This is a genomic window from Shewanella woodyi ATCC 51908 (genome assembly GCF_000019525.1).
Classification (GTDB): domain Bacteria; phylum Pseudomonadota; class Gammaproteobacteria; order Enterobacterales; family Shewanellaceae; genus Shewanella; species Shewanella woodyi.
The window spans coordinates 3342379-3367243 of record NC_010506.1 but is presented as its reverse complement, the minus strand read 5'-3'; the positions used below and the strand labels follow the sequence as shown (position 1 = coordinate 3367243).

21 protein-coding genes and 13 tRNA genes are annotated in these 24865 nt (G+C 42.3%); 28 read left to right on the top strand and 6 right to left on the bottom strand.

Annotation, left to right across the window (positions count from 1 at the left end):
• Window positions 1-296 precede the first annotated feature (296 nt).
• Entirely contained in the window at window positions 297-2201 is a 1905-nt protein-coding gene (locus tag SWOO_RS14195; RefSeq protein ID WP_229377238.1) for a tetratricopeptide repeat-containing diguanylate cyclase, read from the top strand.
• A 117-nt stretch (window positions 2202-2318) separates the two neighbouring features.
• Here the strand turns inward: SWOO_RS14195 and SWOO_RS14190 are convergent, their stop codons facing one another.
• The 4 genes from SWOO_RS14190 to purM form a co-directional block, all read right to left on the bottom strand.
• Window positions 2319-3989 (bottom strand): M28 family metallopeptidase, encoded by a 1671-nt coding sequence (locus tag SWOO_RS14190; protein WP_012325359.1) that lies wholly within the window; start codon window positions 3987-3989, stop codon window positions 2319-2321.
• A 175-nt stretch (window positions 3990-4164) separates the two neighbouring features.
• On the bottom strand, window positions 4165-4911 hold the full coding sequence (locus tag SWOO_RS14185) for an HAD-IIA family hydrolase (RefSeq protein ID WP_012325358.1): 747 nt from the start codon (window positions 4909-4911) through the stop codon (window positions 4165-4167).
• Window positions 4912-5129: 218 nt separating this feature from the next.
• Window positions 5130-5774: a phosphoribosylglycinamide formyltransferase gene (gene purN, locus SWOO_RS14180; RefSeq protein ID WP_012325357.1), complete on the bottom strand. Its 645-nt coding sequence runs from the start codon at window positions 5772-5774 to the stop codon at window positions 5130-5132.
• Window positions 5774-6811 carry a phosphoribosylformylglycinamidine cyclo-ligase gene (gene purM, locus SWOO_RS14175; RefSeq protein ID WP_012325356.1) on the bottom strand — a complete coding sequence of 346 codons (1038 nt, stop codon included), beginning with the start codon at window positions 6809-6811 and terminating at the stop codon, window positions 5774-5776. Before purM ends, purN begins: the two co-directional genes overlap by 1 nt.
• A 213-nt stretch (window positions 6812-7024) precedes the next feature.
• Here purM and upp point away from each other — a divergent pair, with 213 nt between their 5' ends.
• Window positions 7025-7651 carry a uracil phosphoribosyltransferase gene (gene upp / locus SWOO_RS14170; RefSeq protein WP_012325355.1) on the top strand — a complete coding sequence of 209 codons (627 nt, stop codon included), beginning with the start codon at window positions 7025-7027 and terminating at the stop codon, window positions 7649-7651.
• A 69-nt stretch (window positions 7652-7720) separates the two neighbouring features.
• On the opposite strand, the gene SWOO_RS14165 is transcribed toward upp, so the two are convergent.
• Window positions 7721-9040: a Na+/H+ antiporter family protein gene (locus SWOO_RS14165; RefSeq protein WP_012325354.1), complete on the bottom strand. Its 1320-nt coding sequence runs from the start codon at window positions 9038-9040 to the stop codon at window positions 7721-7723.
• A gap of 302 nt (window positions 9041-9342) precedes the next feature.
• On the opposite strand from SWOO_RS14165, the gene SWOO_RS14160 reads away from it, so the two are divergent.
• Complete coding sequence (locus SWOO_RS14160) at window positions 9343-9948, top strand: peroxiredoxin C (protein WP_012325353.1); 606 nt, start codon at window positions 9343-9345, stop codon at window positions 9946-9948.
• A gap of 115 nt (window positions 9949-10063) precedes the next feature.
• Window positions 10064-11077, top strand: coding sequence for a DUF3137 domain-containing protein (locus SWOO_RS14155; protein WP_012325352.1), 1014 nt, complete (start codon window positions 10064-10066; stop codon window positions 11075-11077).
• Window positions 11078-11161: 84 nt separating this feature from the next.
• On the opposite strand, the gene rnt is transcribed toward SWOO_RS14155, so the two are convergent.
• Window positions 11162-11824 (bottom strand): ribonuclease T, encoded by a 663-nt coding sequence (gene rnt, locus SWOO_RS14150; protein ID WP_041417664.1) that lies wholly within the window; start codon window positions 11822-11824, stop codon window positions 11162-11164.
• Window positions 11825-11965: 141 nt separating this feature from the next.
• Between rnt and SWOO_RS14145 the strand changes: the two genes are divergently transcribed.
• The 24 genes from SWOO_RS14145 (at window position 11966) to SWOO_RS14050 (ending at window position 24785) form a co-directional block, all read left to right on the top strand.
• The gene (locus tag SWOO_RS14145; protein WP_012325350.1) at window positions 11966-12835 is read left to right on the top strand and encodes a flagellar protein MotY; all 870 of its coding nucleotides are present in this window, start codon (window positions 11966-11968) and stop codon (window positions 12833-12835) included.
• A gap of 174 nt (window positions 12836-13009) precedes the next feature.
• Window positions 13010-13444, top strand: a complete 435-nt coding sequence (tnpA, locus tag SWOO_RS14140) for an IS200/IS605-like element ISShwo2 family transposase (RefSeq protein ID WP_012323117.1) — start codon at window positions 13010-13012, stop codon at window positions 13442-13444.
• Between the two features lie 657 nt (window positions 13445-14101).
• Window positions 14102-16183 carry a prolyl oligopeptidase family serine peptidase gene (locus SWOO_RS14135; RefSeq protein WP_407636071.1) on the top strand — a complete coding sequence of 694 codons (2082 nt, stop codon included), beginning with the start codon at window positions 14102-14104 and terminating at the stop codon, window positions 16181-16183.
• Window positions 16184-16352: 169 nt separating this feature from the next.
• Complete coding sequence (gene ybgC / locus SWOO_RS14130) at window positions 16353-16751, top strand: tol-pal system-associated acyl-CoA thioesterase (RefSeq protein WP_012325348.1); 399 nt, start codon at window positions 16353-16355, stop codon at window positions 16749-16751.
• Entirely contained in the window at window positions 16741-17430 is a 690-nt protein-coding gene (gene tolQ, locus SWOO_RS14125) for a protein TolQ (RefSeq protein ID WP_012325347.1), read from the top strand. The genes ybgC and tolQ overlap by 11 nt, the downstream gene beginning before the upstream one ends.
• A 2-nt stretch (window positions 17431-17432) precedes the next feature.
• Window positions 17433-17867: a protein TolR gene (gene tolR, locus SWOO_RS14120; protein ID WP_041418172.1), complete on the top strand. Its 435-nt coding sequence runs from the start codon at window positions 17433-17435 to the stop codon at window positions 17865-17867.
• A gap of 3 nt (window positions 17868-17870) precedes the next feature.
• Window positions 17871-18806 (top strand): cell envelope integrity protein TolA, encoded by a 936-nt coding sequence (gene tolA / locus SWOO_RS14115; protein WP_041417663.1) that lies wholly within the window; start codon window positions 17871-17873, stop codon window positions 18804-18806.
• Between the two features lie 11 nt (window positions 18807-18817).
• A complete protein-coding gene (gene tolB / locus SWOO_RS14110) occupies window positions 18818-20146 on the top strand; it encodes a Tol-Pal system beta propeller repeat protein TolB (RefSeq protein WP_012325344.1) in 1329 nt (442 codons plus the stop codon).
• A gap of 35 nt (window positions 20147-20181) precedes the next feature.
• Window positions 20182-20718 (top strand): peptidoglycan-associated lipoprotein Pal, encoded by a 537-nt coding sequence (gene pal / locus SWOO_RS14105; protein WP_012325343.1) that lies wholly within the window; start codon window positions 20182-20184, stop codon window positions 20716-20718.
• 35 nt (window positions 20719-20753) lie between these two features.
• On the top strand, window positions 20754-21482 hold the full coding sequence (gene ybgF, locus SWOO_RS14100) for a tol-pal system protein YbgF (protein WP_041417661.1): 729 nt from the start codon (window positions 20754-20756) through the stop codon (window positions 21480-21482).
• A 186-nt stretch (window positions 21483-21668) separates the two neighbouring features.
• Window positions 21669-21744, top strand: a tRNA-Lys gene (locus tag SWOO_RS14095).
• A 43-nt stretch (window positions 21745-21787) separates the two neighbouring features.
• Window positions 21788-21863: transfer RNA gene (locus SWOO_RS14090), tRNA-Lys, on the top strand.
• A 42-nt stretch (window positions 21864-21905) separates the two neighbouring features.
• A tRNA-Lys gene (locus tag SWOO_RS14085) sits at window positions 21906-21981 on the top strand.
• A 43-nt stretch (window positions 21982-22024) separates the two neighbouring features.
• Window positions 22025-22100: transfer RNA gene (locus SWOO_RS14080), tRNA-Lys, on the top strand.
• 43 nt (window positions 22101-22143) lie between these two features.
• Window positions 22144-22233 (top strand) — tRNA-Lys (locus SWOO_RS26005).
• A gap of 43 nt (window positions 22234-22276) precedes the next feature.
• Window positions 22277-22352, top strand: a tRNA-Lys gene (locus SWOO_RS14075).
• Window positions 22353-22393: 41 nt separating this feature from the next.
• Window positions 22394-22483: transfer RNA gene (locus SWOO_RS26000), tRNA-Lys, on the top strand.
• Window positions 22484-22526: 43 nt separating this feature from the next.
• Window positions 22527-22602: transfer RNA gene (locus SWOO_RS14070), tRNA-Lys, on the top strand.
• A gap of 43 nt (window positions 22603-22645) precedes the next feature.
• Window positions 22646-22735, top strand: a tRNA-Lys gene (locus SWOO_RS25995).
• A 43-nt stretch (window positions 22736-22778) separates the two neighbouring features.
• A tRNA-Lys gene (locus SWOO_RS14065) sits at window positions 22779-22854 on the top strand.
• Window positions 22855-22896: 42 nt separating this feature from the next.
• Window positions 22897-22986 (top strand) — tRNA-Ile (locus SWOO_RS25990).
• 43 nt (window positions 22987-23029) lie between these two features.
• Window positions 23030-23105: transfer RNA gene (locus tag SWOO_RS14060), tRNA-Lys, on the top strand.
• A 42-nt stretch (window positions 23106-23147) separates the two neighbouring features.
• Window positions 23148-23223: transfer RNA gene (locus tag SWOO_RS14055), tRNA-Lys, on the top strand.
• A gap of 422 nt (window positions 23224-23645) precedes the next feature.
• Window positions 23646-24785, top strand: coding sequence for a DcaP family trimeric outer membrane transporter (locus SWOO_RS14050; protein ID WP_012325341.1), 1140 nt, complete (start codon window positions 23646-23648; stop codon window positions 24783-24785).
• Window positions 24786-24865: the final 80 nt, after the last annotated feature.

Here is a 24865-nt window from a genome sequence, read left to right as displayed (position 1 = left end):
CATTGTGGTATTCGTAATCAGCTGTATTTTTTTGACCAAGTGTCGAAAAGGTATTAATTAAGCAGTTGATAGTTACACAGTTCAAACTTTTATAGTAAAAAATTTGACCTGATAGAGATTACGGATAAAGTGTAAATTTGTTATGGTTGCCTGTTGATTTTTGTAAACTTAAACAACTGGTTATAACTGATTGGTAGCTGCATGAGATAAGAATTTTTAATCTCTCATTTTTGAAGAAGTCATCTATGCGTAATGGTAAGTTAGTTGTATATCTTCTGATAATATGGGCTTGGCAAATGCCATTGATAGCTCAAAGTACGGAGTTTACTCCTTTTGTTAATATTGCCACACTGAGTAATGGCAAAAAAATATTGCAACTCCTTGATAGTCAAGATATCGATTCGAAAATTAAACTGCAAAAACTCAATCAATATATCTTGGCAGAGCAATTTCAACAATCTCCCTATTACGCATTCGCATACTTTCGTATCTTACATGATATTGAGATATCCCGTGGACAACCTAAAAAGGCCAAGCAAGCGATAGAGAGTATGCTTTCGATTGGAAAAGAGCTGCAACAGACTTGGTTGGAAGCTGAAGCCTATATGTGGCTTGCAACATTTGCGGCTAAAGAGGGTAATTTCGATAATGGACTTAATCTAGTAGAGCGAGCAATCCGCTTATCGAAATCGGTTCAGTTTCATCATTTAACGGCAAGGTCATATAACACCAAAGCCGCCTTATATTATTTCCAGGATCAATATTACCTCGCACTTGAGCTCTACTTGAGTGCACTTGAGATCTTTATGATTGATCCTGAAGATCCCTATGTCAGCAAGGTGTTATCTAATATTTCAATTATTTACTTAGATCTTGAGGAGTGGGATAAGGCGTGGGAGTCAAATTATGATGCACTACAACATCTTGAAAAGTATGGTGGCAGTAATGAGCAGTATACGGCCTTTAACAATAATGCGGCATTTATCTTAGAGCAGCTAGGTAGGGTAGAGGAGAGTGAACCCTATTTGATTAATGCACAAAAGTACAGTGAGCGCACCGGAGATATACGGATAAAGCTCAACAACCTTTTAGCTTGGGCTCACTATTATATTTCGATCAAGCAATATCCACGTGCAATTACCTTTGCCGAGCAATGCCTCAACAATGCTCAGGTTGAGAGTTATCCTGTTATTTATAGTGATTGTAATCGGTTACTGGCGAAGGCTTTGCACCATTTAGGGCAGCATAAAGAAGCCATAGAGGTGTTGAACTTGAGTCACAGCTTGTATAAGGAGATGGAGAGTCAGGCCAATTTGGCCGATGTTTATGCTTTATATTCTCTTGCTTTTGAAGCGCAAGGTGATTTTCAAACAGCCTTAATTTATCAACGTCAGGCGAATATAGAAGATAAAGCTTTGCTGTTTGATAGACGAGCAAAGATGATTTTTAATTTAAGCGAGCAGTATAAAGATAAATATCGCCAACAACAGTTAGCACTGTTGGAGGCTGAAAATGCATTACAGACCGCTAAGTTAGCAGAGCAGGGAACCCGTGAGAAGTTGATGTTTTTTCTAATCCTTGTCGGGGTATTTTTAATTTTTATTTTGGTTAAAAAGCGCTATTGGCTTGAAAGTCATAACAAGAGTTTGCAGGATTCAAATGATGAGCTTTACAAGCAATCCCATATCGATAGTTTGACTGGCTTATATAACCGAAGGTACTTTCTTGATTATTTAAATCAACTTACGCAACTGTCGCAGAGGCAGGCATCACAGGCTTGTATCGCCATTGTCGATATCGACCATTTCAAGGCTGTTAATGACACTTATGGCCATGATATGGGGGATGAAGTGCTAATACAGATAAGTAAAGCACTGCACGCAAATATTCGCGATAGCGATCTCGTTGTTCGTTGGGGAGGTGAGGAGTTTGTTATCTTGCTTTGTTGGCCGCAAAATTACACGTCTATCGGCTCAGAAGAGCTATTGGCTAAGTTTGAACGTATACGTTTAGCTGTATGCAATAAACCACTAGTGATGGATAAACTGACTATTCCTATTACTGTTTCTATTGGTATAAGCCAGCCTCTAGACGCCAAAGAGCTAACACTTGAATGGCACAGCGCCCTGGAGCATGCTGATAAAGCACTGTATCAAGCCAAAGGCCTTGGACGTAATTGCGTCATTATGGCTAAAAATTAATTTTTGAACAACTGACTGATAGTGGAGTGCCAAGAGAATCTCTCCTGGCACTTTTATGGATATATCGCTGCTATCAAAGATGATAGGTAAAGCAGCACTTTAAGCATGGCTTAGACTTTATTCAGATTTTGCTGCGCGGAGCGAGTGGAACTCTGTGCCTTGATAATAACCGGGCCAATCATCGCTGTTAGCTAGTGAATGTGCGGCATTGTAATAGATTGAGATATCCTCAAGTGCACCGCTGAGATCCCAATCCTCACGGTATTCATCACAGGTGTTGTGGTAACACCCTTTCATCATCTGCTTCATCTTATCTTTATATTGGCTGGTGGCCTCATCCACAGGTTGGCTTCCGCCACCAGCGAATACCGCAGGGATCCCTTTTTGTGCAAAACTGAAGTGATCTGAGCGGAAAAAACCACCAGACTCAGGATGTTTTTCCGCTCTAGCGGTACGTTGTAATGGCTCAAGTGCTTCTATAAGGTACTCTTCAAGTTCAGATTTTCCTTTACCCACGATAGTGTAATCACTGGTTCTGCCATAGATATTGGTGCTGTCTAGGTTGAACACGGCAACGGATTTATCGATTGGATAAAGTGGATTAGCTGCGTAGTAACGTGATCCCAGTAATCCTTGCTCCTCACCTGTTGTGGCGATAAATGTGATTGAGCGTTCTGATGCTTGGCCATCTCTAGCTTGTTGAGCGAATTGACGCGCAATCTCTAAAATACCTGCGGTGCCGGATGCGTTGTCTAGGGCGCCATTATAGATTTGATCGCCATCTTTATTTGTATCAACGCCGATATGATCCCAATGAGCGGAGAAAAGAATATGCTCATCGGGCACTTTTTTACCAGGTAGGGTGGCGACTACATTGTAGCTATTGGCGTACTCGGCTTGGTTAGCAAATTGAATGTCTGCCTGTTGCTCTAAAGGCAAATTGAGTGGGCCGTTAGCGGCTTGCTTCATCAGTTTAGGCAGGGATTGACCTGATTTGGCAAAGAGTTCTGTTGCTGCATCTAAGGTTATCCAGCCTTCAACTTGTACCCGCTTTGCTTGCTCCTCCTTGCTTTGAACTAAGTCTTGCTGGGCACCTGTCCAGCTATTTTCGACCACGGACCAAGGATAGGAAGCAGGTGCAGTATCATGAATGATGATAGCCCCTAAAGCACCGCGATCACTGGCCTCTTTAAACTTGTAATCCCAGCGACCGTAGTAGGTCATGGCTTTACCGTTAAACAGTCCTGATGCAGGTTTTGCAAAGCCAGGATCGTTAACTAAGACCACGGCAATCTTCCCCGTCATATCAATGTCTTGGTAGTCATTCCAATCATACTCTGGTGCTGAAATCCCATAGCCGACAAAGACTAAGGGGGCATGTTTAATATTGACGCCACCGTTATCGTGACGGCTACCTAATACCACATCTTTACGGTGAGTGAGCTTGTTACCTGCCAAGTTGATGCTTTGATCCTCTGCAGCGGTGTAACTTACCATCGGTACTGCTTGCAAAAAGTCGCCCTTATTCGCACCCTGTAATCCCATCTCTTTGAAAGCGGATGTCAGGTAATCCAAGGTAAGCTTTTCACCTTGAGTGGTGGGGGCTCGACCCTCAAACTTATCGGAAGAGAGGATCTTTATATCCTCTCTAAAACGTGCTTCATTAAACTCTACTTGAGTGTGAGTTTGCTGTGATTGAGTTTGCGATTGATTGTGTGAGGTCTCAGGTGCTTGTTGGCTACAAGCACTAAGCAGTGCAATGGTCGACACTGAAAGCAGTGAACGCATGGGAGATCCTATTATTCTTGTTATTGGCTTACTTTTACCAAAGGTAAAGTTTGAGTGATTGGGTATATTGTTATAAGCAAAGTGCATAATGAATGCAAATGACCCACTTTGACAAGTGGGTCAGAAGGTTTAATTGAGATAAATATGTTTCTTAATATTGCAATGGGTGGGCTGTTTAGACAACGTCAATGTCACCGGCGCAGGGGAAGATATGGTTCGGTCTGAATGGTTCAAGCTCCACATCGTTAAGTTGACTAACACCGCTTGTGACCAATACTGTCTCTAGACCTGCCTGAAACCCCGCTAAAATATCCGTTTTCATATTATCACCGATAATAATGGTGTTATCTGAGTGACCATCAATGTGATTTAGTGCTGAACGTATGATCCAGGAGCTAGGCTTTCCAACATAAAATGGTAATCGACCACTAATACGTTCAATTGGAGCACACAGTGCACCACAAGCTGGGCTGTGGGAGGGGCCATGAGTATCCGGATTTGTGGCGATAAATCGTGCACCTTCGGCAACAAATTTAGCCGCCTTGTGGATCATCTCCCAGTTATAGGAGCGGGTCTCTCCGACGATAACAAAGTCGGGATTGATATCTGTGATGGTAAAGCCTGCTTTATAGAGCTCATGGGTGAGGGCACCTTCACCAATGACATAGGCTTTACTGCCCGTTTGGTGTTTTAAGAAGTCAGCGGTGGCCATGGCAGAGGTGTAGAAGCACTCTTCTGGGATCTTTATACCTGCAGCCCCGAGTCTATTTTGCAGATCCTTTCCCGTCTGTACTGGATAATTGGTGAGCACAACCAAAGGATTACCTTGTTCAAGCACGCGGTGAATAAATTTGTCACTACCGGGAATAAGCTGGTTGTTATGCAGTAAAACGCCGTCGATGTCGCAAATAATATTTTTCATTCATGGCTCTCATTTTGCGGTTCAGTATGGGGAAATGACTATGAAAACGTACTGTTTATTTAATTTTTGAGGGTACTTTATATAAAACCAATTTTGGCGAGAGCACAAGGGCTGACTGGTATAAAACTTATGGGCAATATGATTTGGAAGCAATAAAAAGGCTAAGAGTTCCCTCTTAGCCTTTTTTATTCAAAAGATTTGAAGCGCTAGATTGTAATTTAATCTATGGCGTAACCTGCAGCATCAAGCTCTACACCATCGAGTACCGCTTTACCGTTTGTCATTGCCAGCCTGTTTTGGCTGTACCATTTGACGACAAGCGGGTAGATAGCATGCTCTTGCTCGTGGACACGAAGTGCAAGAGTATCTGCAGTATCCTCTTCATACACAGGTACTTTAGCTTGAAGAATGACTGGGCCTGAATCGAGCTCAGGGGTGACAAAGTGAACGCTTACGCCATGCTCTTCATCTTTTGCATCAATCGCACGCTGATGAGTATGCAGTCCTGTGTACTTAGGTAAGAGCGAAGGGTGAATGTTGATCATCTTGCCTTCAAAGCCTTGTACAAACTCGTCGCTTAGAATGCGCATAAAGCCTGCCAATACGATAAGGTCTGGTTGGTATCTATCGATGGCAACTTTTAACCTAGCATCATATTCGACACGAGTTTCACCTTTATGAGCAATCACACAACTGGTATCGATCTCACTTTGATGTGCACGGATCAAGCCATAAGCGTCAGGTTTATTACTGATAACACCTATTACTTCGGCCTGAAGATTATCATCACATCCATCGATAATAGCTTGTAGATTACTGCCATTACCTGAGATCAAGACTAATACGCGACAGCTAACAGACATTACAGGATCTCCACTTGCTCTTCGCTATCATCACGTTTAGCAATTTCACCGATTAACCAGGCTTTCTCACCTTCAGCATTAAGCAGTGTCAGTGCAGCTTCAACTTTGTCGCTTGGTAAGGCAACAACCATACCTACGCCACAGTTAAATGTGCGGTACATTTCAAATTCTGCGATGTTGCCGTTTTCCATTAACCAGTTGAAGATCGATGGCCACTGCCATGAGTCACCTTGGATAACCGCTTTACAATCATCAGGAAGAACACGTGGGATATTCTCCCAGAATCCACCGCCTGTGATGTGCGCCATTGCATGGACTTCAGTTTGTTCTAGTAGCTTAAGTAGCGACTTAACATAAATTTTTGTAGGCTCAAGTAGGTGGTCAATTAATGCCTTACCTTCAAGTTCCTGCTCTGGGTTGGCGCCACTGACTTCCAGTACTTTACGGATCAAAGAGAAACCGTTTGAGTGTGGACCGCTCGCCCCTAGTGCGATAAGAGAGTCACCAGCAACAACCTTAGTGCCATCGATAATCTCTTCTTTTTCAACGACGCCAACACAGAAACCAGCCAAGTCGTAGTCATCGCCTTCATACATGCCTGGCATTTCAGCAGTTTCACCACCGATTAATGCACAGCCTGATTGCACACACCCCTCGGCAATGCCCTTAACGACAGCTGTCGCAGCATCGACATCTAACTTGCCAGTGGCATAGTAATCGAGGAAGAAAAGTGGCTCAGCACCAGAGACAATAAGATCGTTAGAACACATGGCAACAAGGTCGATACCTACTGTGTCATGCTTTTTATAGTCAATGGCCAATCTTAACTTAGTACCAACACCATCGGTGCCAGAAACCAGAACTGGGTGTTTGTACTTAGTTGGCAGCTCACATAGAGCACCAAATCCACCTAGGTTGCCCATAACTTCTGGACGGTGGGTACGTTTCACTGCAGTCTTAATATTATCAACAAGTGCATTTCCGGCGTCGATATCAACACCTGCATCTTTATAGCTCAGCTGGGTAGGAGTGCTCACGAAGATCCTCTCGGGTACAGAATAGTTATTGGATTTTATGCGGCGCCATTCTAACAGCTTGTGTCATCACTCGAAAGGGGGAGTTTGCAGATATAAGAGCTGATATAGGTCACGATTTATTGGGTTTTTAAAACTTTATGTTTTCCATTGCGGACAAATAAACTAAAATCTTCTGAATTTGCTTGTTGAAATGCCAAAAATCAGGAGAAGAAGATGAAAGTTGTCGAAGTTAAGCATCCTTTAGTTCGTCATAAAATCGGGTTAATGCGTGAAGGTGATATCAGCACTAAACGTTTTCGTGAACTAGCAGCAGAGGTGGGTAGTCTTTTAACTTATGAAGCAACCGCTGATTTTGAAACTGAAGCTGTGACCATTGAAGGTTGGAACGGTCCTGTTGAAGTTGAGCAGATCAAAGGTAAGAAAGTAACAGTTGTCCCAATTCTTCGTGCCGGTCTTGGCATGATGGATGGCGTTCTTGAGCATATTCCAAGTGCACGTATCTCAGTTGTCGGTATGTACCGTGATGAAGAGACACTTGAGCCTGTTCCCTATTTTGAAAAGCTAGCCAGTGATATGCCTTCTCGTATCGCACTCGTCGTTGACCCTATGTTGGCAACAGGTGGCTCAATGATTTCAACTATCGACCTGTTAAAAGAGCGTGGTTGCACTTCAATTAAAGCACTCGTGCTAGTGGCCGCACCAGAAGGTGTTGCTGCCCTTGAGAAAGCACACCCAGATATTGAGCTTTATACCGCTTCTATTGATGATTGCCTAAATGATCAAGGTTATATTCTTCCTGGCCTTGGTGATGCAGGTGATAAGATTTTCGGTACTAAATAATCGTTATTTTTAACGAGAAAAAAGGAGCCAATTGGCTCCTTTTTTGTGTCCTATTTTTAGGTTTGTTAATTAAAGTACCATAGCGGCAATCCATCCAAACACTAATAACGGGATGTTGTAGTGGATAAAGGTCGGGATAACACTGTCTTTCATATGGTCGTGTTGCCCATCGGCATTAAGACCCGCAGTAGGACCTAAGGTTGACTCTGATGCAGGAGAACCTGCATCGCCTAGTGCGGCTGCAGTACCAACTAAGGCAATCGTTGCTTCAACAGAGAAGCCAAAACTCATCGCCAAAGGAACATAAATAGCGGCAATAATAGGGATGGTCGAAAATGATGAACCGATCCCCATGGTGATAAGCAAACCGACAAGTAACATTAAGAAGGCGGCTAAGGCCTTATTATCACCAATGGCTGTGTTCATTACTTCCACCAAGCTAGCAACATCGCCAGTTTCCTTGATCACAGCTGCAAAGCCTGCTGCCGAGATCATGATAAAACCGATATTGGCCATCATACGCACACCTTGGTTGAAAATATCTTGATCGGCTACATGCTTAAGTGCGCCGGAGAAGCTGAATACGATGAAGCCGACCAGTGCACCGAAAATCATTGAACCTGTGTAGAGTTGAACCATTAAGGTGGCGATAACAGCGATAAGCGCAATGGCTATATTACGTGGCTTAACCCCTTCTTCAGGCTCCGTTGCCAAAATGAGCTGTTCTTTATATTCTCGAGGTTTACGGTAGCTGATAAATATAGCGACCAATAAGCCTGCAAACATACCCAAAGCGGGGATCATCATCGCGGGAGCAACTTGCTCTCTTATTGCGAGTAGGTTGTTACTATTTAGGTTTGTGAGTAAAATATCGTAAAGAAAAATGCCACCAAATCCGACAGGTAACACCATATAAGTGGTCACAAGTCCGAAGGTGAGAACACAGGCAACTAAACGACGATCCATTTTTAGCTTAGACATTACATGTAAAAGCGGAGGGATTAGAATAGGGATAAAGGCAATATGAATAGGTAAAATATTCTGTGAGGCAATTGCCATTGATAGGATCGCCAATAGTAATACCCAACGAACTCGTTTGTTGTTAGTACTATTTTGTTCTTTGCCTAATAAACTGATGACCTTACTTGAAATGAGGGTCGTAAGACCTGAATGCGACAATGCGACCGCAAAAGCGCCGAGCAGGGCATAGCTTAAGGCAATCTGTGCACCTCCACCAAGACCTGTGTTAAAGGCTTCAACCGTTTGATGAAGATCTAAGCCACCAATAAGTCCTGCAACTAATGCAGAGATGGTGAGTGCGACGACGACATTAACCCTAGCTAAACTAAGGCCTAGCATCAGGCATACTGCGATAACGACAGCGTTCATATCTATATTTTCTTTTGTACTCGTTAGATTGGCGGTTATTTTTGCTTAGCTAACGTAGCCTTGTCCAGTAAAGAGGCCTTTTTTCTTCCTAAATCCATTACTTGTTAACTGGCTGTGGGGATATGTAGGTAAAAAGTGTAAATAACAGCACTAAATTAAAGGTTATTAAGGCTACAAAAGCACCGTAAACAGGAATATTCGTGAAAAGGTGTGTTATTGACTTGTGCAGGAATAAACTGTGCCTATAATGCGATAAGATTTAAAACAAAAACGATTTTTCAATCCATAGATGGAGATATAAAATGAGCGTATTAGTAGGCCGTCCGGCACCTGACTTCACTGCTGCAGCTGTTCTGGGTAACGGCGAAATCGTTGATAGCTTTAACCTAGCTGAAGCTATTAAAGGTAAGCCAACGGTAGTTTTTTTCTATCCACTTGATTTTACTTTCGTATGCCCATCTGAGCTGATTGCTTTCGATCACCGTATCGAAGAGTTCAAGAAGCGTGGCGTTGAAGTGATTGGTGTTTCTATCGATTCACAGTTCACTCACAATGCATGGCGTAACACGCCTGTTGCTGAAGGCGGAATTGGTCCAGTTCAGTACACACTTGTTGCTGATGTTAAGCATGAGATCTGTAAAGCGTACGATGTTGAGCATCCAGAAGCTGGTGTTGCTTTCCGTGGTTCTTTCCTTATCGACAAAGAAGGTCAAGTTCGTCACCAAGTTGTGAACGATCTTCCACTAGGCCGTAATGTTGATGAGATGCTACGTATGATCGATGCGCTTCAATTCCATGAAGAGCACGGTGATGTTTGCCCAGCAGGTTGGGAAAAAGGCGATAAAGGTATGGACGCGAGCCCAGAAGGTGTTGCTTCTTACCTAAATGATAATGCTGATACTCTATAAATTATAGATTCATTAGCTGTGATCACTAAAAGCTGCGTTTATCGCAGCTTTTTTGTTTCTGTTTTTTGATTTAGTATTATAAGCGGTCTCATTTGATATTAAACAAGGAACGAACATGAACCCAATGGAGTTTACTATCCCTGAAGAGGATAAACTTCCCTTTACTGACTATTATAAAAAATATATTGCGCCTAAGTGTCAAAGCTATGAGTTAGAGCGGCTCTCTGCAGTGGCAAAGCAGACTAAACGGAGGAAGGTGAGTCAACCTCTGACCTATTTAGGCATGGCCATTTTTTTTGCTTCATTTGCATTTTGTTTTTATGCTCTAGCCATATTAGATGATGGTGGATTGTTCTTTACTGGTTTAGTGGCGGCCATTTTTGTCATGGTCTGTGTTGCTATTATTAATATATGGGCCAATGGTGAAGCCTCTAAATTAAGGGGTAACATCTTCCGTGATATTTACCCTATTGTAATTGGATATTTTGGTAAGAGTTTTGAGCTAAACCCTTCCCAGCTACCTGAGCTGGATACTTATAAAAGTTATGGTATTTTACCCGATTATGATCGAAGCCATTTCGACGATAGTTTTAAAGGGACATATAAAGATGTGCCCTTTGTGCTTCGCGAAGTTGTGTTAGAGGAATCTGACGGATACAAAGACAATAAAAAGCAATATAAAACCATTTTTGATGGCATATTAGTTGAGTTTTCTATCCCTAAACGTTTCTCTGGAACGACGGTGATTAGTCAAGATAAAGGCTTTTTTGCTAATCGTTTAACAGACTTCATGAGCAAACTTTCACGAGTCAAACTTGAAGATGTTGCTTTTGAACAACATTTTGAGGTTTACAGCAGTGACCAAGTCGAAGCAAGATATCTATTAAATACTGCGGCCATGGAACGTTTTCTCTCTTTGGCTCAATTTTATCGAGCAGGGCTTGAGGCTTCCTTTAATGATCAGAAACTTCTTATTAAGCTGTCGAGTAAACATAATTACTTTGAGCCTCAGTTAGATATTAGTAAGCCATTAAGCTTTAGAGGGGATATTGAGCAGCTTTTTAAAGAGTTAACTGAAATATTTTCTTTTATCGATGCACTGAATTTAGACGCAAAGACAGGACTGTAATATAGTTTGAAAATGTGGCAAAAGAGGTTTTTTGCCACATTAAGACTTTGTCTAAATCTGTTGATATCTGGTTGATTAACCCAGCTACTCCTGCTCCTCTTTACTCTCCTCATCTATGGCTATTGGCCATCCACCTAATGCTTTCCAGCGGTTTACAATCAAACAGAATAGTTCAGCTGTACGCTCTGTGTCATAAAGTGCTGAATGCGCCTCGCTGTTATCAAAGGGGATCCCTGCAATAGCACAAGCTTTCGCTAGAACAGTATGACCTAAGGCTAGTCCAGAGAGGGCTGCGGTATCAAAGGTGGCAAAAGGGTGGAAAGGGGTTCGCTTTAGCGCACATCGCTCAATGGCCTGGGAGACAAAACCATGATCAAAAGCTGCATTATGGGCAACAATAATGCTTCGATGGCAACCGGCTGCCTTTTGAGCCTTTTTGACCTCTTTAAAGATCTCAAGAAATGCTTCTTTTTCACTGACAGCGCCGCGTAAAGGGTTAGTTGGATCTATCCCTGTAAAAGCCAGAGCTTCTGGTTCAAGGTTAGCACCTTCGAAAGGTTCAATGTGAAAATGCAAAGTTTTGTCTAAACTTAGGATACCTTCATCATCCATTTTGAGCATGGTGACTGCGATCTCTAGCAACGCATCTGTTTGGGCATTGAAGCCCGCTGTTTCAACATCTATGACAACGGGGAAGTAGCCTCGAAAACGGTGACTTAATTTATTGGCGTCGCAAATATCGCTCATTAACATATCCAAATAGTTAGCAGGTCGCTATTATGCGATAAGAGGTTAGTGCTGTCATGTTTGAATGGTTACTTTATAAGCTAAAGGTATGTAAAAGTGTGCCGATAGCTTAAAGTAATAGAATAAATAAGAGTACTTTGTATGTGGCTAAGAGTATTACTGGCGTTAACGTTATTTCTGCCTCTGACTGGGAGTGCGGAATTACGCCACTATGTTGCCTCTTTGGATCAGTCTGAGTGGAAGTTAAGTGGCAACACGCCGATAATGTGTCGTCTTGAGCATGATATTCCTGCATACGGAAAAGCAGTATTCACCAGCACTGCGGGTAAAGATCATAATCTCAACTTCAGTTTAGATATGTGGGTGAAACCAGATCAGGTGACTCAAGCTAAATTGATGAGCCTTGCGCCAGCATGGAGGCCCGGTGTTATCTCTAAAGAGATCACAGAGCTGACTTATCAAAAATACTTTAGCGGTGAAGTTCCCCGCAATGCAGCTTGGTCGATGTTATCTGAGCTTGAACAGGGTATGCAGCCAACCTTCTATTACGCTGACTGGTATAATCAAAGTAATAAAATTGCTGTGGGCTTATCGGCAGTTAACTTTAATCGTAAATACAGTGAGTTTAAGTCCTGTTTAGCGAGCCTACTACCATATAGCTTCGATGATATCGCCTTTACTGTGCTGACTTATGAGTTTGGAGGCAAAGAGCTGACGCGATACGCAAAGGCGCAGATAGCCAAAGTCCAGGAGTATCTCTCCTATGATCCAGAGGTTGAACTGGTACTTATTGATGCCTATACCGACAGTTATGGCGGACGCTCTATCAATCAGAAGATATCTGAAGAGCGAGCTGACTCGGTGAAAGAGTTCTTTATCTCAGCAGGCATAACTCAGGAGCGGATCCACACAGTTGGACATGGTGAGCGGCACCATGTGGCGTCAAATGCGACTATCGATGAGCGAGCAAGAAACAGACGTGTTGTCATTCGGATAACTAAGCCTATGTAGCTAGACTTAATACATTGCTAAGTGTCGATGAGCCCTGCATTTATGTGGGGCTTTTTGTTTTCAGCCCTAAACCACCTACTTCAGTAGGTGGTTATCATCAATTAGGCTTTGCCTGAATATCTACTCATGTTAATTGAACTCTAACTTTTAGCGAAGTAATAGAGGATAAAAAACATGAGTAGATATGAGAAAGCATCGCATGTGTATTGGCGATGTCAATATCACATAGTTTGGACACCTAAGTATAGGTTTAGGATTTTAAAGAATAAGTTAGGAAAAGATGTTTACCGATGTATTCATGTCTATAGTGAGCAGTTAGGGTGTGTGGTTGTAGAGTTGAATGTACAAATAGACCATGTACATCTGGTTATCAAAGTTCCTCCGAAGCTATCGATTTCAAAGTTGATGGGTGCTTTAAAAGGTAAAATTGCTTTGAAAATGTTTAGCAAGTATCCGTATCTTCGGAAAAATAAGCTATGGGGAAATCACTTTTGGCAAAGAGGTTACTTTGTTGACACAGTGGGGATTAATGAGGAAGTGATTCGAAGATATGTAAGGCATCAAGAAAAGGTTGAAAAACAGGAGCAGCCGCAATTAGATTTGAAGTAGATAACGCCCCCTTTTAGGGGGCTAATACAAAGCCACCTTCTTCAGAAGGTGGATTCTTTACTGGAAAAGAGAAATACTGGAAATTTAGATAAAAAAAGCCCGCTTAATTCCTTAAGCGGGCCGCAAAAAATAAATTGCAATCAACAAATTGAAGGAAGGAAGTCAAGCTTAAGAACCAGGGATTAAACTCACGTGTTAGACACGGGAATTAAGAGTTCTTGTTTCCATATCTGCCTAGCAGACACTTCCTGAAAACGAGACGAATTGTAGGCATAGCCGGCGCTGTCGGCAAGCGAGAAAAATTGCCTTTATTCATTAGTTTATCTAATCATCAATAGTGTGATCTAGGTTGGGTAATTCACTTGTAGTGGCTCTTTGTGCTTGAGTAAGCAGATTTTTTGCATAATGTGATGCTTTGTTATGTTACAGATATATTAATCTTAGCCAGTGTCTCCTTGTGTGGGCTTTTACTTTCTTTTATTGCCATGTTTTTATTTGATTGTATAGTAGCTGCGAAAAGATCAATTAAGTACAGGGGTTTACCTCTAAATAATAAATATAACTAAATGTTTACAATGGCAGTAGGGTGGAAGGATGGAATTGAAATCTATATTGGCTAAGCAGCACCTGTTAGTGGCAGGGTTTACTGCATTAGTGATGGGTTGCCAAACACAAACTGTAAAAGAGGACTCCTCTTCTGTAGCGTTGGCTGGGAATACCGTTGAGACAATTCACGGTGTGGAAGTTGCTGATCCATATCGTTTCTTAGAAGTCGAGTCTAAAGAGACCAAAAAGTGGGTTAAGGCGCAGCAGTTATCAGGACAAGAATATTTATCGGGCATTAAAAATAAGAGTGCAGTTGTCGAACGAATTACGCAGCTGTGGAACTATGAGAAAATCTCTGCGCCATTTGAGCACGGAGATAATACCTTTTTTTACCGTAATGATGGTTTGCAGGCGCAATCTGTTCTATTTGTAAAAAATGAGCAGGGTACAGAGAAGGTTGTTTTAGACCCAAATACTTTATCAACAGATGGTACGGTTGCACTATCAAGTGTCTCAGTGAGTGGTGACGGCAAGACATTAGCCTACGGCACATCAAATTCCGGTTCTGATTGGCAGCAATGGCAGTTTGTTGATGTTGAAACTGGCGCTAAATTAAAAGATGAGCTTAAGTGGATTAAGTTCTCTAGTGCCGTTTGGGATCATAATAATGAAGGTGTTTTCTACGCACGTTATGACGCACCTGCTGGCGGAAATTTACTTGCTGATGTGAACTTTAATCAGAAAGTTTATTATCACAAGATAGGAACTGAGCAGAGTCAGGATGTTTTAGTGTATGAACGTCCACAAAATAAGGATTGGGGTTTTGGTATTGGAGTGTCAGAGAAAGGAGATTACCTTCTACTGTCTATCTCACAAGGTACTGATAGTCGTAACCGCTTCTTCTACAAGTCACTAGAACAAGATTCAGATGTAGTTGAATTGATTATTGACTTGGAAGCTGAGTATCTTTTCTTAGGGAATGATAAGTCCGTTTTTTACTTTAAAACTGATCTGGATGCACCTAACGGTAGGGTGATCGCTGTCGATGTCAATAACAGTGATAAACAAAACTGGAAAACCATCATTCCTGAGAGTAAGGATCCTATTAGCAGTATTGCCATTGTTAATGACCATCTAGTCGTGAGTTACCTTCACGACGTGCTTGGAAAGCTATCTATTTTCAGCATGAATGGTGATTTGAGACAAGATGTTGCACTTCCTGGTAAAGGCAAAGTTGCTGGTCCCTATGGTAAGCGCAGCAAAGACTATTTTTACTACGTCTTTAATAGCTATATTCAACCTAAAACTACCTATAAATTTGATTTTAAAACAGGTGAATCAAGCTTGTTTGTAGAGCCGAAGATCTCTTTTAATCCAGATGATTATGTATCTGAACAGGTATTTTATAAGAGTAAAGATGGTACGCGCGTACCTATGATGCTCTCTTATAAAAAAGGATTAAAGAAAGATGGTGCTAATCCGACACTTCTTTATGCCTATGGTGGTTTTGCTATCTCGTTAACGCCTAAGTTTAGCCCTGCTAATATCGCTTGGATGGATCTTGGTGGCATCTATGCGGTACCAAACCTAAGAGGTGGAGCTGAATACGGAGAGAGCTGGCATCAGGCAGGAATGTTAGATAAGAAGCAAAATGTGTTTGATGATTATTACGCGGCTGCAGAGTACCTAATTAGTGAAAACTATACTAATACCAGTAAGCTTGGTGCTTATGGTCGTAGTAATGGTGGCTTGCTTATGGGGGCGGTTTTGACTCAGAGACCTGAACTGTTTGCAGCTGTGCTGCCTGCTGTTGGTGTACTGGACATGTTGCGATTCCATAAGTTCACCATCGGATGGGCTTGGGCCAGTGAATACGGCAGTGCGGATGTGGCTGAGCAGTTTCCTGCACTGTTAGCATACTCGCCCTACCATAATGTCACTGCACGTGAATACCCGGCCACTATGGTAATGACAGCAGATCACGATGATCGCGTTGTGCCACTGCATAGCTTTAAATTTGGTGCCATGATGCAAGAGAAGCAGCAGGGTGAAGAGCCCATTATTATGCGAATAGAATCAAAAGCTGGACATGGAGCTGGTAAGCCAACTTCAATGAAGATTGATGAATTTGCCGATATTTATACCTTTTTGTTTGAAAGCTTTGGTTTAGCTATCCCTGCAAAAATTAATTAATCTTAAAGTGAAAAGTTTAATTGATTGTAGAGAGGCGCATTAGCGCCTCTTTTTTATGAACAAATATTTATGTTTAATAGTGTTCCCATGATGCTGGCAAGCATTCACAATTGCACTCTCTCTAGGTATAGTAGGCCTCTTTTATCTCAATGATTGGCACCTGAATTCTATGTTTCGTTGGCCCATTTCTGTCTATTACGAAGATACCGATGCTGGTGGCGTCGTTTATCATTCAAATTATCTTAATTTTTTTGAACGTGCCCGCACTGAGTGGTTGAAGGCGATTGGCGTTAAGCAGACTGTGCTATTAGCAGAAGATATTGCATTTGTTGTCAAACGCGCTGAACTCGACTTTTGCCGTGCAGCTCGTTTTGAACAGGACCTTTTTGTAGAAACGCTTGTCATAGAGATGAAGAGGGCGTCGCTAACATTCCAGCAACGCTTAGTTGATCAACAAGGTGTCGTGTATTGTGAAGGCAAGATTAACGTGGCTTGCATTACCTTATCACGTATGAAACCAAGAGCTATTCCCCAAAATATTGTTCAGGAGTTAAAAAGTGGAAGCTGATATTTCATTTATTGGATTATTTTTACAGGCCAGTTTATTAGTTAAGTTTGTCATGCTGACGTTGTTGGCTCTCTCAGTGGTTTCATGGGCTGTGATAATTCAGCGTCGCCGGTTATTGACTGCGGCGAGACAGAGCTCGCTTAAATTCGAAGATAAGTTTTGGTCAGGTGTAGATCTGAATAAACTCTATAAAGAGTTATCGGCAAGACAAGATAGTAACGCGGGATTAGAAGCACTATTTCACTCAGGTTTTAAAGAGTATGCCAGACTCAGTAAGTTGAATAATAAGGTTCCTGAGGCTGTTATGGATGGCAGTTACCGAGCGATGCGCGTTTCACTCTCTAGAGAGATGGAAAAATTAGAAACTCATCTACCTCTGTTGGCTACAATCGGCTCGACAAGCCCTTATATTGGTCTGTTTGGGACGGTATGGGGGATCATGAACTCATTTATCGCCTTAGGTGCTGTAGAAAATGCAACGTTAGCTATGGTTGCCCCCGGTATTGCTGAGGCGTTAATTGCGACAGCAATGGGTCTATTTGCAGCTATTCCTGCCGTTATCGCCTATAACCGCTTTTCGACGCAAGTGGATAAGATTGAGATGTCATATGCGAACTTTATGGAGGAGTTCTCAAGTATTTTACACCGCCAAGCCTACAGCGAAAAGGATGAAGCATAATGATGCAACAGGGTTATCAGCGAAAACGCCGGCGTCCGGTTGCTGAGATCAATGTTGTACCCTATATCGACGTTATGTTGGTACTGCTTATTATCTTTATGGTAACGGCACCTATTGTAACGCAAGGGGTCAAGGTTGATCTTCCACAAGCTTCATCAGAAGCATTAGCCGCAGACAGTAAACCACCAGTGGTGGCGTCTATTGATGCTGATGGTGATTACTTTCTTGATGTGGGCAGTTCAAGTTCACGTGAAACATTAGATCTTGAAGAGATCGCGATACGAGTTGGGGCCATTGTTCAGTTAGAACCTGAACGTCCTGTGGTTGTAAAAGCTGACAGAAGTATCGCCTATGAGAAAGTTATCCAACTGATGGTGACATTGCAAGGCGCGGGTGTTCCTTCTGTTGGTTTGATGACTGATTCACCTGAGGAGTAATTGGTGGCGATGAGATCGGATATTACAATTCCTTTAATTATTTCAGCTGGCATTCATATTGGCGTGATAGTTATTGTCGCCATGGGTGTCGACTTTTCAGAAAAACCTAAGCCTCAGGTTCAAGCCAGTGCCCCCGCTGTTCAGGCGGTTGTTGTCGATCAAAGTAAGGTTGCGCAACATGTTGAGCGTTTAAAAGCTGAAAAAAAAGAAGCTGAGCGTAAAGAGAAAGCCAGGCAAGATGAGGCAAATAGACAGGTACGTGAAGCACGAAAAGAGCGTGAGCGCGAGCAAGCTCGAATTAAGCAACTTGAGCAAGAGCGTAAACAGAAAGAGGTTGAAACTAAAAATGCCGCTGACGCTGCGAAGGCTGCACAGTTAAAACAGAAGCAAGAGAAAGAGAAAGCGGCAAAAGCGGAAGCTGATCGTAAGCAGAAAGAGAAGGAGCGTAAAGCCTCTGAAGAAGCGGCAAGAAAAGCGGCAGAAAAACGCAAAGCTGAAGAAGCTGCTGCTAAAAAGGCTGAGGAGGAGCGTAAGCGCAAAGCAGAGGCTGAGCGTAAACGTAAGGCTGAAGAGGAAGCTCGCAGGCAGCAAGAGCAGATGATGCAAGATGCGTTGGCAGCTGAACAAGCGTCACTCTCACAGACCCGAAATAAACAAGTTACTTCGGAGGTAAGTCGCTATACCAGTATGATCGTAGCTACGATATCTCGAAATGTTCAACAAGAAGAGTCCATGCGTGGAAAGAGCTGCACGGTTTGGGTAAGACTTGCTAAAGATGGGTTTGTTACATCTAGCCGAATTGTGGAGGGAGATCCTGTTTTGTGTCGCGCAACTCAATCTGCAATACAAAAGGTTCAGCGATTACCCGTATCTAGTGAACCTGATGTTTATGACAAATTGAAAGAATTAAATATAATCTACAGGCCTAAATTTAATTAAAAAGGAGTCCTATGAAGACTTTGGGGAAATGGCTCTTGCTAGGGCTGGTTGTAATGAGTATGCCAGCTAGGGCTGCATTAGATATTGTGATCACTGAAGGGGTTGATGCTGCGCGTCCTATCGCTGTTATCCCTTTTGTTTGGCAGGGACAAGGACCTGCGCCGCAGCAGATTTCCGATGTTGTGATGTCTGACTTGGCACGCAGTGGTACATTTAACCCGATAGATGAGCTTGGTTTACCCCAACGTAATATCGCCAAGGTGTCACAGTTTGTGGCTAAAGAGTGGTCCAATGTTGCTGCTGAGGCAGTGGTCATGGGCTCAGTTAAACCTATGGGACCTGATCAATTTTTAGTTAATTTTGAACTGGTGGATTTAGTTAAAGCTCAAATGCAAGCGGGCAATGGCCCACAATCAAGCAGTGAGTACCTTATTGATAGCAGTGAAGTGGTTATCAGCGCTGAGCAGTTTCGTCAATATGGTCATAGGATCAGTGATATTGTTTATGAGAAGCTGACCGGTATTCGTGGTGCTTTCTTAACTCGTATTGCCTATGTAGTGGTTAAGCATGGTGAAAAATCGCCTTATCATCTAATGATCTCTGATTATGATGGCCACAATGAAAAGATGTTGCTTCGCTCTCCTGAGCCATTAATGTCGCCTTCTTGGTCTCCAGATGGAAGTAAATTGGCTTATGTTAGTTTTGAGAACAAAAAAGCGGAAGTTTTTGTGCAGAATATTTATACACAAGCTCGCGCTAAAATCACCAGTTATGATGGTATTAATGGGGCACCTGTTTTTTCTCCAGATGGGAAAAAGTTGGCTCTGACTCTATCAAGAGATGGTCAGCCTGAGATCTATGTTGTCGATATTGATACCAAAGCATTGAAGCGTGTCACTAATCATTATGCTATTGATACTGAAGCGTCATGGTTTCCAGATGGCAAGTCGCTTATCTTTACCTCTGAACGCGGCGGACGCCCACAAATTTACAAGGTGACATTAGCATCTGGAAAAGTTCAGAGAATGACATTTGAAGGGGAGTGGAACTTAGGTGGTTCAATCTCACCCGATGGCCGCAGTATGATATTTGTTAATCGTACTAATGGTAAGTTTAATATTGCCCGTATGGATCTCGAAACACGTTTTGTGCAGGTATTAACATCTACCCGTCTCGATGAGTCGCCAAGTGTCGCACCAAATGGCACTATGGTTATCTACGGGACGACTTATCAAGGAAAGCAGGTTTTAGCAGCAGTTTCAACGGATGGACGTTTTAAGGCCAGACTGCCAGCAGGTCAGGGGGAAGTTAAGTCTCCCTCTTGGTCACCATTTCTATAACTATTTTAACGATAAAGAAAATTAAGGACTTAATAATGGATCTCAATAAGCTGTTTAAAGCAATGTTGGTTGCAATTCCGATGATGGCCATCAGTGCTTGTAGCTCGACTTCTGACTCAGAAACTGATGCGACTAGCTCAAACTCAAGTTCTGGAAGTGAACTGACTACTGGTGGTGTAGAGACAGGTGGAGTTGCACCTGTGCTGACGCCTCAAGAACAGCAACGTTTAAAATACCAAGAGTTAAGAAAAGAGCATATTATCTATTTTGATTTTGACCGTAGCTCTGTATCAGCACAGTTTGCTGAAGTCTTACAAGCACATGGTGAATACCTTATTGAACATCCAAATGTTCGAGTGATGATTGAAGGTCATGCCGATGAGCGTGGAACACCTGAGTACAACATTGCTCTTGGTGAGAGACGTGCTAAAGCTGTGGCTAAGTACCTACAGGGAATGGGTGTACTGCCTAGCCAGATGAGCATCGTGAGTTATGGTGAAGAGAAGCCATTGGATATGTCACGTACTGACGATGGTTTTGCTGTTAACCGTAGAGCCGTACTGGTTTACTAATCATTTTAAGTTAAGAGTGTAGGTAAAGATTGATGATGAAAAATGCCGTATTGAGTGCGGCAATTCTTCTCAGTATCGGTGCAGCAACTGCTGCACCAGCCCCGGTTGCAGATATTAGTAGTGGTTCAACCGATGAGAGAGTTGCACGTTTAGAAAGGATATTAAAAGCCAAGCAGCAATCTGAATTTCAGACGCAGCAACGCCTTGACACTTTACAACAAGAAGTTTTGGATCTTAGAGGTTTAACTGAGCAACAAAACTATCAGATAGAGCAGATGTTGCAACGCCAGCGTCAGCTTTATGATGATATTGCGAATTTGTCGACGAAGTTGGTTCAAACTCCGGTAGCATCCTCTGCATCTGTTTCGAGTTCAGGCTCTTCATCGACCTTGAGTGAAACAGCAAGCTATGAGCAAGCACTTAATCTAGTTCTTAAACAAAAAAGATATGATGAGGCGATTCCTGCTTTTAGTGCGTTTACTAAGAATTACCCAAATTCAACTTATTCGGCTAATGCAAACTATTGGTTAGGCCAGCTTTTATATAATAAAGGTGAGTTTACATCAGCTAAAGAAGCGTTCAGTACAGTAGTGGATCGCTTCAAAGAGTCTAATAAGCGTGGAGACAGTTTAGTTAAACTAGGAATGATCGCTGAGAAGACGGGAGTTCCATCATCTGCGAAATCATATTATCAAAGAGTGCTAAAAGAGTACGCTAATAGTGCTGCTGCAAGGATTGCTCAGCAGCAGTTGAATGCTCTTTAATCTGATTTGAAACGAAAAACATACTCCTAGTCTGTTTTTCATTCAAACAGCAAGAAATAGATAAAATGCACTTGCATGAGAAGATGAAAAAGGTATTATAGGCGCCCTCAGAGCGGCACAGTCGCTTGAGGCGCTAGCTAAGCTTCTTAGGAAACATGCTAGAGCATTGCTTTTAGAAGCAAAGATGGGTCGTTAGCTCAGTCGGTAGAGCAGTTGGCTTTTAACCAATTGGTCGAAGGTTCGAATCCTTCACGACCCACCACTTTATCTATTAGTGGCTAAACAAGTAGAAAGTAATACTCGATGGGTCGTTAGCTCAGTCGGTAGAGCAGTTGGCTTTTAACCAATTGGTCGAAGGTTCGAATCCTTCACGACCCACCACTTTTCTGCCAGTGGTTAAACAAGTAGAAAGCAATACTAGATGGGTCGTTAGCTCAGTCGGTAGAGCAGTTGGCTTTTAACCAATTGGTCGAAGGTTCGAATCCTTCACGACCCACCACTTTATCTATTAGTGGCTAAACAAGTAGAAAGTAATACTCGATGGGTCGTTAGCTCAGTCGGTAGAGCAGTTGGCTTTTAACCAATTGGTCGAAGGTTCGAATCCTTCACGACCCACCACTTTATCTATTAGTGGTTAAACAAGTAGAAAGTTATACTCGATGGGTCGTTAGCTCAGTCGATTCTTTATGAAGGATAGGGCAGTTGGCTTTTAACCAATCAGTCGAATGGTTAGAACCTTCACGAACCACCACTTTATCTATTAGTGGCTAAACAAGTAGAAAGTAATACTCGATGGGTCGTTAGCTCAGTCGGTAGAGCAGTTGGCTTTTAACCAATTGGTCGAAGGTTCGAATCCTTCACGACCCACCACTTTTCTGCCAGTGGTTAAAGAAGTAGAAGCAATACCTGATGGGTCGTTAGCTCAGTCGATTCTTTATGAAGGATAGGGCAGTTGGCTTTTAACCAATCAGTCGAATGGTTAGAACCTTCACGAACCACCACTTTATCTATTAGTGGTTAAACAAGTAGAAAGTAATACTCGATGGGTCGTTAGCTCAGTCGGTAGAGCAGTTGGCTTTTAACCAATTGGTCGAAGGTTCGAATCCTTCACGACCCACCACTTTATCTATTAGTGGTTAAAGAAGTAGAAAGCAATACTAGATGGGTCGTTAGCTCAGTCGATTCTTTATGAAGGATAGGGCAGTTGGCTTTTAACCAATCAGTCGAATGGTTAGAACCTTAACGAACCACCACTTTATCTATTAGTGGTTAAACAAGTAGGAAGTAACACTCGATGGGTCGTTAGCTCAGTCGGTAGAGCAGTTGGCTTTTAACCAATTGGTCGAAGGTTCGAATCCTTCACGACCCACCACTTTTCTGCCAGTGGTTAAACAAGTAGAAAGTAATACTAGATGGGTCGTTAGCTCAGTCGATTCTTTATGAAGGATAGGGCAGTTGGCTTATAACCAATCAGTCGAATGGTTAGAACCTTCACGAACCACCACTTTATCTATTAGTGGCTAAACAAGTAGAAAGTAATACTCGATGGGTCGTTAGCTCAGTCGGTAGAGCAGTTGGCTTTTAACCAATTGGTCGAAGGTTCGAATCCTTCACGACCCACCACTTTATCTATTAGTGGTTAAAGAAGTAGAAGCAATACCAGATGGGTCGTTAGCTCAGTCGGTAGAGCAGTTGGCTTTTAACCAATTGGTCGAAGGTTCGAATCCTTCACGACCCACCACTTCCTTTAAGTGATAAAAGATAAAGGAGGTAGTCATTAATAGCTCAGTCGATGCTTTTTTGTAAAAGCGCAGTTGGCTTACTCTTAACTACCACATTGGTAGAAGGTTCGAATCCTTCACGACTCACCACTTCTTTTTAGTCTTATATCCCCTCTATTATTATTTCAATAAGCTCATGAATTCAAACTCCACTCATCAATTAGGATGATAGTTTGTTACTCTTAAATCTCATACTTTTCTATTCTCAAGTGTATTCGCAGCGGCTCAAAATATGAGCTAGCCTAATGCTTTACTAAAGCCTCCCTTTTTAATTAGTTACCACTGTTATACTTTTGTCTGATAGACGTATTGCTAATGTTGTTCGCATGTTAACTCCTTCATATTTAATGGTGATATAAAAATAAATATTCGGGAGAGTGAGATGAAACAAGCAAAGTTAAGCCTTATAGCAATGGCGACGATGTTGGCTGCAAGTTCTGCCGCTGCTGGTGATACAGAGTTTAAATTTGGCGGTTATGTAAAAGCTGATGTCATGTTTAGTGATTATAGTAACGGGGCACCTGATTCAGGAAGTTTATCCAGACAGTTTTATGTACCTGGCACCATATACGGTGTAGAGGGAAACGGTGAGCAGGTCGTTGACTTTCAAGCACGTGAATCTCGATTTAATTTTAAAACTTCAACAGATTTAGGTGGCCATAAGTTAAGTGGTTTTATTGAGCTTGATTTCATGACACATGCTGACGGTAATGAACGTGTTTCAAATAGTTACTCACCGCGTATTCGACATGCAATTGTGAGTTTTGACAACTGGACGGTAGGTCAAACTTGGACAACTTTTCAAAACCCTGGTGCACTACCTGAAAATTTAGATTTTGTTGGTGCAGCTGAGGGAACACCATTCGTTCGTCAAAGCATGGTGAGATACACCAATGGCGGATTCCAGTTTGCAGTTGAGAACCCTGAAACTACTTTAACGCCAAATGGCGGTGGTGGAAGGATCACTAGCGGTAGCGGAATGGTGCCTGACTTCGTGGCACGCTACAACTTCAAAACTGAGGGCGGTGCTAAGTTTACCGTTGCAGGTTTAGCTAGGCAGCTTAATATAGAGAAAGATGGCTTGGATGCACAAACCTTAGGTTACGGTGTCAGCTTTACTGGTGTAGTCCCCGTAGGTGATGATGATTTTAAAGTCTCAGCAACTGTGGGTGACGGTATGGGTCGCTATATGGCTCTTAACTATGCCAATGCAGGTGTGATTGATAACAATGGTGATATTGAAACCATTAGTTCATATGGCGGTTTTGCATCTTACCGTCACTGGTGGAATGATAAGTGGCGCTCAAGCTTTACTCTTTCAGGTTTTAAAGCTGATAACACTGAATCACTAACAGGGCTTGGCGTAAACAAGGAGTCCTACTCTGGGTATGTGAACTTACTCTACTCACCAATTAAGCCGATGACTGTGGGTGTTGAGTATATGTATGCCGAAAACACCAAAGAGAGTGGTGATAAAGGTGAGCTAAATAGAGTGATTTTCTCAGTGAAATATGTACTTTAAATGTTAGTTCGCTCAATGCTTTGAGTGAGCTGAAGCAATAAAAAAGGAGGCGTTAGCCTCCTTTTTTATTGCTTTGCAGA

What these genes read in the sequence shown, in the direction of transcription:
- ybgC (WP_012325348.1), top strand. Translation starts at nt 16,353, where the DNA reads ATGTTTCGTTGGCCCATTTCTGTCTATTACGAAGATACCGATGCTGGT.
- ybgF (WP_041417661.1), top strand. Translation starts at nt 20,754, where the DNA reads ATGAAAAATGCCGTATTGAGTGCGGCAATTCTTCTCAGTATCGGTGCA.
- SWOO_RS14135 (WP_407636071.1), top strand. Translation starts at nt 14,102, where the DNA reads ATGGGTTGCCAAACACAAACTGTAAAAGAGGACTCCTCTTCTGTAGCG.
- tnpA (WP_012323117.1), top strand. Translation starts at nt 13,010, where the DNA reads ATGAGTAGATATGAGAAAGCATCGCATGTGTATTGGCGATGTCAATAT.
- SWOO_RS14190 (WP_012325359.1), bottom strand. Translation starts at nt 3,989, where the DNA reads ATGCGTTCACTGCTTTCAGTGTCGACCATTGCACTGCTTAGTGCTTGT.
- SWOO_RS14160 (WP_012325353.1), top strand. Translation starts at nt 9,343, where the DNA reads ATGAGCGTATTAGTAGGCCGTCCGGCACCTGACTTCACTGCTGCAGCT.
- SWOO_RS14050 (WP_012325341.1), top strand. Translation starts at nt 23,646, where the DNA reads ATGAAACAAGCAAAGTTAAGCCTTATAGCAATGGCGACGATGTTGGCT.
- SWOO_RS14155 (WP_012325352.1), top strand. Translation starts at nt 10,064, where the DNA reads ATGAACCCAATGGAGTTTACTATCCCTGAAGAGGATAAACTTCCCTTT.
- upp (WP_012325355.1), top strand. Translation starts at nt 7,025, where the DNA reads ATGAAAGTTGTCGAAGTTAAGCATCCTTTAGTTCGTCATAAAATCGGG.
- pal (WP_012325343.1), top strand. Translation starts at nt 20,182, where the DNA reads ATGGATCTCAATAAGCTGTTTAAAGCAATGTTGGTTGCAATTCCGATG.
- SWOO_RS14145 (WP_012325350.1), top strand. Translation starts at nt 11,966, where the DNA reads ATGTGGCTAAGAGTATTACTGGCGTTAACGTTATTTCTGCCTCTGACT.
- SWOO_RS14185 (WP_012325358.1), bottom strand. Translation starts at nt 4,911, where the DNA reads ATGAAAAATATTATTTGCGACATCGACGGCGTTTTACTGCATAACAAC.
- SWOO_RS14165 (WP_012325354.1), bottom strand. Translation starts at nt 9,040, where the DNA reads ATGAACGCTGTCGTTATCGCAGTATGCCTGATGCTAGGCCTTAGTTTA.
- SWOO_RS14195 (WP_229377238.1), top strand. Translation starts at nt 297, where the DNA reads ATGCCATTGATAGCTCAAAGTACGGAGTTTACTCCTTTTGTTAATATT.
- tolR (WP_041418172.1), top strand. Translation starts at nt 17,433, where the DNA reads ATGCAACAGGGTTATCAGCGAAAACGCCGGCGTCCGGTTGCTGAGATC.
- purN (WP_012325357.1), bottom strand. Translation starts at nt 5,774, where the DNA reads ATGTCTGTTAGCTGTCGCGTATTAGTCTTGATCTCAGGTAATGGCAGT.
- tolB (WP_012325344.1), top strand. Translation starts at nt 18,818, where the DNA reads ATGAAGACTTTGGGGAAATGGCTCTTGCTAGGGCTGGTTGTAATGAGT.
- rnt (WP_041417664.1), bottom strand. Translation starts at nt 11,824, where the DNA reads ATGAGCGATATTTGCGACGCCAATAAATTAAGTCACCGTTTTCGAGGC.